The sequence below is a fragment of the Nostoc sp. 2RC genome, from assembly GCF_014222165.1.
GTDB classification, from domain to species: Bacteria; Cyanobacteriota; Cyanobacteriia; order Cyanobacteriales; family Nostocaceae; genus Nostoc; species Nostoc linckia.
Window position 1 is genome coordinate 1 of the sequence record NZ_JACKZU010000438.1, and the last position, 6,277, is coordinate 6,277.

Consider the following 6,277-nt stretch of genomic DNA (forward strand, 5'->3'; position numbering starts at 1 on the left):
TTATTATATTGATTCATGAAAATTTATCCAAGTTATTCAATTATTGTGATTTGCCATTAGTTTTTAGGAATCATATTTGATTTGGTGAAAAAATTCGCCCTCACATCGAAAAAATTGATTCTCTATTCCCTACCTATCGCGCTTGCGCTGCGCGAACGCGCACCACGCAAATAATTTCAGGAATCAAAGCGGATTCCTATAGTAAATACAGATTTGAAATCATCCTGCAAATTTTGGTCGATTTCGCCAAAATAAATAATATATTTATAGTTTAACTCCCACAGTGCTTGGAGAATTTTACAGATGATAAAAAGTATTGGCTAGTGAGGAGCTTTGCGGTGGGAAAATTTCTATACAATCTAGTGAATAGCACCTCCACGTCAGCTAATCAAGGGTTAATTATAAAGTTTTTGTCAGGCGCTATTTGGTTGCTACCATTGGGGTGCTGTAGCAAGTAGCTTCAGAACCAACTGTTCTTCTATCGGTTTAGAGAACAGATATCCTTGAGCAAAATCACAGTTTAAATTTCTCAGTTGGACTAACTGTTCTTGTGTTTCAACGCCTTCAGCGATGGCACTCATTCCCATTGAGTTGGCAATACCAATCATTGCTGGTACTAGTCCCATATTTTCTTCGTTTTCCTGCATTCGTTTCACAAAAGATTTGTCAATTTTTAATGCATTTAAAGGAAAGCTATGCAGATAACTTAAAGAAGAATATCCCGTACCAAAATCATCCATCACTAATTTAATTTTACGTTGCCTTAATTGTTCAAGAATTATTTTAATTGCATTAGTATTTTCCATGATTACACTTTCTGTAATTTCTAATTGTAAGTGTTCTGGATTTATTTGATTTTCATAAATTATGCGGTCAATTTGATCTACCAAGTTGGGCTGTGAAAATAATCTCGCGCTTAAATTTACACTAATGCTTAAAGGTTCTGGTGTGATTGGATGATGTTGCCAGATACTTAGTTGATGGCAAGCTGATTGTAATACCCATGTATTGATGGCACTAATTAAACCTGTTTCTTCGGCCACAGGAATAAATTCTATGGGAGAAACTAAACCACGACTCGGATGTCGCCAGCGTACCAAGGCTTCAAATCCGGAAATTCTGCCTGTATTTAGAGAAACTATTGGTTGATAATAAACTACGAATTCTTGCCTTTCAACAGCCCTCCGCAAATCATTTTCTAATTCTAAAAGTTGAATTGCTTCTTGATGCATTGCTGGGTCAAAAACGTGATATTTTGCCCTTCCTTGAGCTTTGGCACGATACATAGCAGTATCAGCATCTCGCAGCAAATATTCTGGGCGATCGTAATCTTTATTTCCCCAACTAATACCAATGCTGGCATTCATAAATACTTCATATCTCGACAGTTTAAAAGCCAGTGATAGTTGTTGAAGAATGCGTTCTGCAACTTGAATGGCAATATTAATATCTGTAATATTTTCCAGGAGAATACCAAATTCATCGCCGCCTAATCGTGCCAGGGTATCAATGGGTATCAAGCATGTTTGCAAGCGGCGGGCGATGGCGATGAGTAATTCATCTCCTACTAAATGCCCAAGGGAATCATTAATTACTTTAAAGCGATCGCAGTCTAAAAACAGGACTGCAAATTTATAATTAGGTTCTTGTTTAGCACGATTGAGAGCATTTTTGAGTTGTCTGATAAACAAAACTCGGTTTGGTAATCCAGTCAAGGAATCATGCAGTGCTATATCTAGAATTTGACTTTGTAATTTTTGCCGCGAAATGATTTCCTCGTGGAGTTTTTGCAGAGCATTTTCTAACTCCCAAGTCCGTTGTTTGACTCGATGTTCCAGTTCCATATTGAGTTTCAAGATTTCTAATCGCGCTGCTCTTAAAGCCAGTTGATTTTGTACCCGCACTAACACTTCTTGAAACTCAAAAGGCTTGGTGATGTAGTCCACCCCACCTACGCGAAAGGCTTTCACTTTGTCAAACACATCATCCAAAGCACTAATAAAAATGACTGGAATATCGGCTGTTAGCTCCCAAGCTTTAAAGGTTTGACAAATTTCATAGCCATCTACTTCTGGCATCATAATATCAAGCAGAATAAGATCGGGTAATACTGTTTGAGTTGCTGTAAGTGCCATTTGCCAGTTCAAGGCTTTACGAACGTTATACCCTTCCCTTGTCAATATTGAAGATAAAACCCGCAGGTTATCTGGCATATCGTCAACGATCAAAATATCTTTTTTATAAGGGTCTAAATGCTCGTAATTCATTCTAGGTTTGTTCTAGTCAATTCCATGATTTTCTCAAACTGATAGTTATTTGCTAAATCCCTGAAAACTTGGAAAATTTGACTCTTATCTGATGGAATTTCCTTGAGTAACTGTAAAATCAGGTCATCGCTACAGCTAGCTGCGGCATAGTGTATCTGTTGCAGCCACTCAGGGGGCATTTGTGACAAATGGCTTAGGAGTTCAGCAACACTAGTAAACATTTGTGTGGGTTGCTCCACAACCGATGTGTTTGTGATTTGTATTTGGCTGGTATATTTTACGCCCAAATGTTCGCTCAGTTTTTCTAATAATACTTCCTGGGTGAATGGCTTGCGAATAAAATCATCACACCCAATGGACAGAGTTTTTTGGCGTTCTTCTTCAAAGGCGCTAGCAGTCAAAGCAATAATAATAGTCTGTTTAGGGGAACAGCCTTGGACTGTTTCAGGGAAATCGCACCGGGGAGCTAAGGAATTTGCTGTTGCATAAGACTGACTTCCACTCAAGTGACTAGCAACTAGTGTTGGACTGGGGAAATTCATTTCATTTGATACAGCCAATTCTTTATGTCCGTTGCCCCATTCCCTATGCTCCAATTCTTGAGATTTAATAATTCTTGTGGCTTCATAACCGTCCATAACAGGCATTCGCATATCCATAAAAATCAAGTGCGGTTGCCAAGATTCCCAACTAACAATTGCTTCTCTACCATTTGTAGCTTCCTTAACTTCAAAGCCCATAGATGTAAGAATTTTAACTAATAACAAACGGCTTTCTTTGGAGTCGTCAACCACTAAAATACGGTATGCTTCTTCAGCAGGAGCTAAAGCCAAAACTGGATATTTATTTTGGTTTGTCGGCATTTCTCTAGGACAAGCCAGAGCAATTTGAACCTCAAAAGTAAATATACTACCAACACCAGGAGTGCTGCTGACAGTAATGTCTCCACCCATCAATTCTACGTATTTGCGGCTAATTGCCAAGCCTAATCCTGTACCTTGTTGAGATTTTCTCCCGATTTCGGTTTGCTCAAAAGCCTCAAACAGCAAATCAATTTCTTCTGGGGCAATACCGCAACCAGTGTCTTCCACCTCGAAAATTAAGGATTGGGCATTGGTGAGGCAGTGCGGAGCAACCACGGCCATTTGGTATTGCTTATCTTCTTTGTCTCCTTGTCCCCACACTCCAGTGCCCAATTTTACCCGCAGGGTCACTTTGCCCATTTCAGTAAATTTGATGGCGTTTCCTAACAAATTTAGCAATACTTGATACAGTTTATTTTCGTCTGTTTCTACGTATTTAGGCAGGTTTGGTGCATATTCAAATACTAATTCTAAGTTTTTTGATGCAGCACGTAAGTGCAGTATTTCTTCTAAGTTCTTCAACAAATAAATTAAATCAAAGCTGCTGAGATTTAATCTGATTCTACCAGCTTCAATTTTGGACATTTCAAGAATGTCGTTAATTAAATTCAATAGATGTTCGCCAGCACGATTGATAATTGCTAAGTTTTCTTGATGTTCGCTAGATAATGAATAATCTAAACTCATGACTTGGGTAAAACCAAGAATAGCGTTGAGTGGAGTACGCAGTTCGTGGCTCATGTTAGCAAGAAATTCGCTTTTGGCGAGGTTGGCTGCGGCGCTGCGCGCGGCTTCGCGGACGGCTGCTTGTTTCTCCTGTGCCGCGATTTTTTGTGATTCAATCAATTCTTCTTGGGTGATTTGCAATTGCTCAATAACTTGCTGAAATTCATCAGTACGTTTTTTGACTTGAGCCTCTAGAATAAGATTGTATTCTGCTAATAATTTTTCTGCTTGTTTGCGTTCAGCAATCTCAAAAAATGTAGCGATCGCAAAAGCCAAATTCCCTGATTCATCATAAATTGGTTTGCCTAAAACTTCAATGGGAATAATCTTTTCATCATAACGAATTTCCATATCATCAATCCTGGTGCTTTCGCCTTGTAATGCTCTAATAATCGGTAAGCGATCGCTAGGATAAAGTTGATTTTTACCAGCAAGATAAGCTTGATATACCTCTGATAATTTTTCGGGGAGAACTTCTGCTACTGCCCCTTGACCTAAAATTTCTTGACCGATTTCATTTGTATAATAAGGGTTACCTTGAGCATCTACAATAAAAACACCCACTGGCATAGCTTCTAAAAATTGAGTCAACTGACTTTGACTTTCAGATAGCGCTTCATTTAAAATTTGCATCTCGGCATTCTTGGCTTCCAAAATACTAAAGGACGCTTCCAGCTGCTTGGCCATAGTTTCAAATGATTTGGCCAGTTCCCCTAACTCATCAGAGCGATTAATTTTTGGTGTTTGCTGCCATTCCCCTTTTGCAATTTTCTTAGCTGATATGTTTAATTCTAGAATCGGCTTAATTATCCAGCGAGCAGTAAAAATGCCAACTTCTATAGCTACTAAAAAAGCAATTATAGATAGCACAATCGTGGTACGAGTATTGGCGTTTATTTGCTCCATAAATTCCCCTTCAGGAATTACAGCTACAATTAGCCAATCCAAACCAAAATCGTCTTGCCAATTTTTTACTTGCACAAAATAATCTATACCATCGACAGTAAAAGTTAGCTGTTTTTTCCCAGCAATTAAGTTCAAATTTCCAAATTTTTTGATTAAATATTGTGTTGTGATTCCAATTACAGAATCTTGACTATCTAATCCCAATACTCGCTTTGGTTTACCATTGACTATACTATATGGTGGTTGACTAGAAGCAGCCACGATTAATCCCGATCGCTCTAATATAAATGTTTTACCCGATTGTCTGGTCTTTAATTGGGATAAAAAATTGCTGATTTGCGACAAGAGCAAATCAACACCAATTACTCCTATCAGTTGACGATTTCTATCGTAAACAGGATAGCTGGAAGATATAGACAAAATTTCTGGTTTATCTTCCCATTGATAAATTTGACTCCAAATTGGTTTGCCAGCTTTGACTGCATCTGCATACCACGCTTCTTCGCGAGGATCGTAATTTTTGATTTCCTGCACATGCTGGCGATTTCCTTGGTTATCTGTAGTGTAAACATAAAGTTTACCTATACCTTGTTTTTGGGTAACTTCATTAATTAATAAGCTGCCATTATCTAAACGCTCAATACCAATAAATTCACCTTTGGAATTGGCAAAGTTGTTGTAGCCAATGTTAAAAACCTGCATTTGCTTCCAAAAGTATTTTCCAGTGGATTGAAAGTCAGAAAGTTTGACTAAATTTAGTTCAATTGCATTTAAATTAATTTGATTGATTTGTTTTGGAGTTGTTAAATAGCTATCAAGATGCTGTTCAATGCGATCGCAAATTTCGGTTTCCAATTGGGCAGCAAGTTCTTTTACCGCTTTTTGTCCGTTTTCATAGGAAAGATACCCCACTAGTCCCACTGCTGCACAAATTTGCAATATAAACGGGACAATCAGAATATACCTCAGGGGCATCTTGGCATAGACTTTGCTCACTAAGCAATTGAGAGATTTGACGGGTTGAAGTTTAGATAACATTGTTTTTTGATTCTTCCCCAGGGGTTACTAGGGTCATTTTTGCCATATAAGCTACATTTAATAACAGGATAACTACGGTATACCATAGTTCAGCTTATGACATATTTTAGGCTTTAAAGTATAAAAAAACACTAAATTTTATTGAATATACTTGTTTGACTGACTGAGTTCCTCCAATATCTCAATTTTCAGACTTGATGGTTATACCTGAATTTGCTCGATTTCATCTAGCAATCTATCAATAGATTTTCCCCAACAGAAATTGAACCGAACAGCTACAGTATGCCATTCTGAAATTCAGGTTGCCATTAGCACCGAACCCTATATTTAATTTTGAATTGCTGATGTGTTGGTTTTCTGGGGTTAAAACCTTGAGGTTTATACAAAAATCCAGATCTGAAGTACAACAATTTTTAAATTGTGATATGAATACATACCAAAAATAAAAAAAATCAAAAAAAGTTTACTCTATATTTT

Annotated in this window: 2 protein-coding genes; both read right to left on the minus strand. The window is 37.6% G+C overall.

Going from position 1 to position 6,277, the window contains the following annotated elements:
- Nucleotides 1-431 precede the first annotated feature (431 nt).
- Entirely contained in the window at nucleotides 432-2,267 is a 1,836-nt protein-coding gene (locus GNE10_RS30755; protein ID WP_185569628.1) for a GGDEF domain-containing response regulator, read from the minus strand.
- Complete coding sequence (locus tag GNE10_RS30760) at nucleotides 2,264-5,800, minus strand: ATP-binding protein (protein ID WP_185569630.1); 3,537 nt, start codon at nucleotides 5,798-5,800, stop codon at nucleotides 2,264-2,266. The genes GNE10_RS30755 and GNE10_RS30760 overlap by 4 nt, the downstream gene beginning before the upstream one ends.
- Nucleotides 5,801-6,277: the final 477 nt, after the last annotated feature.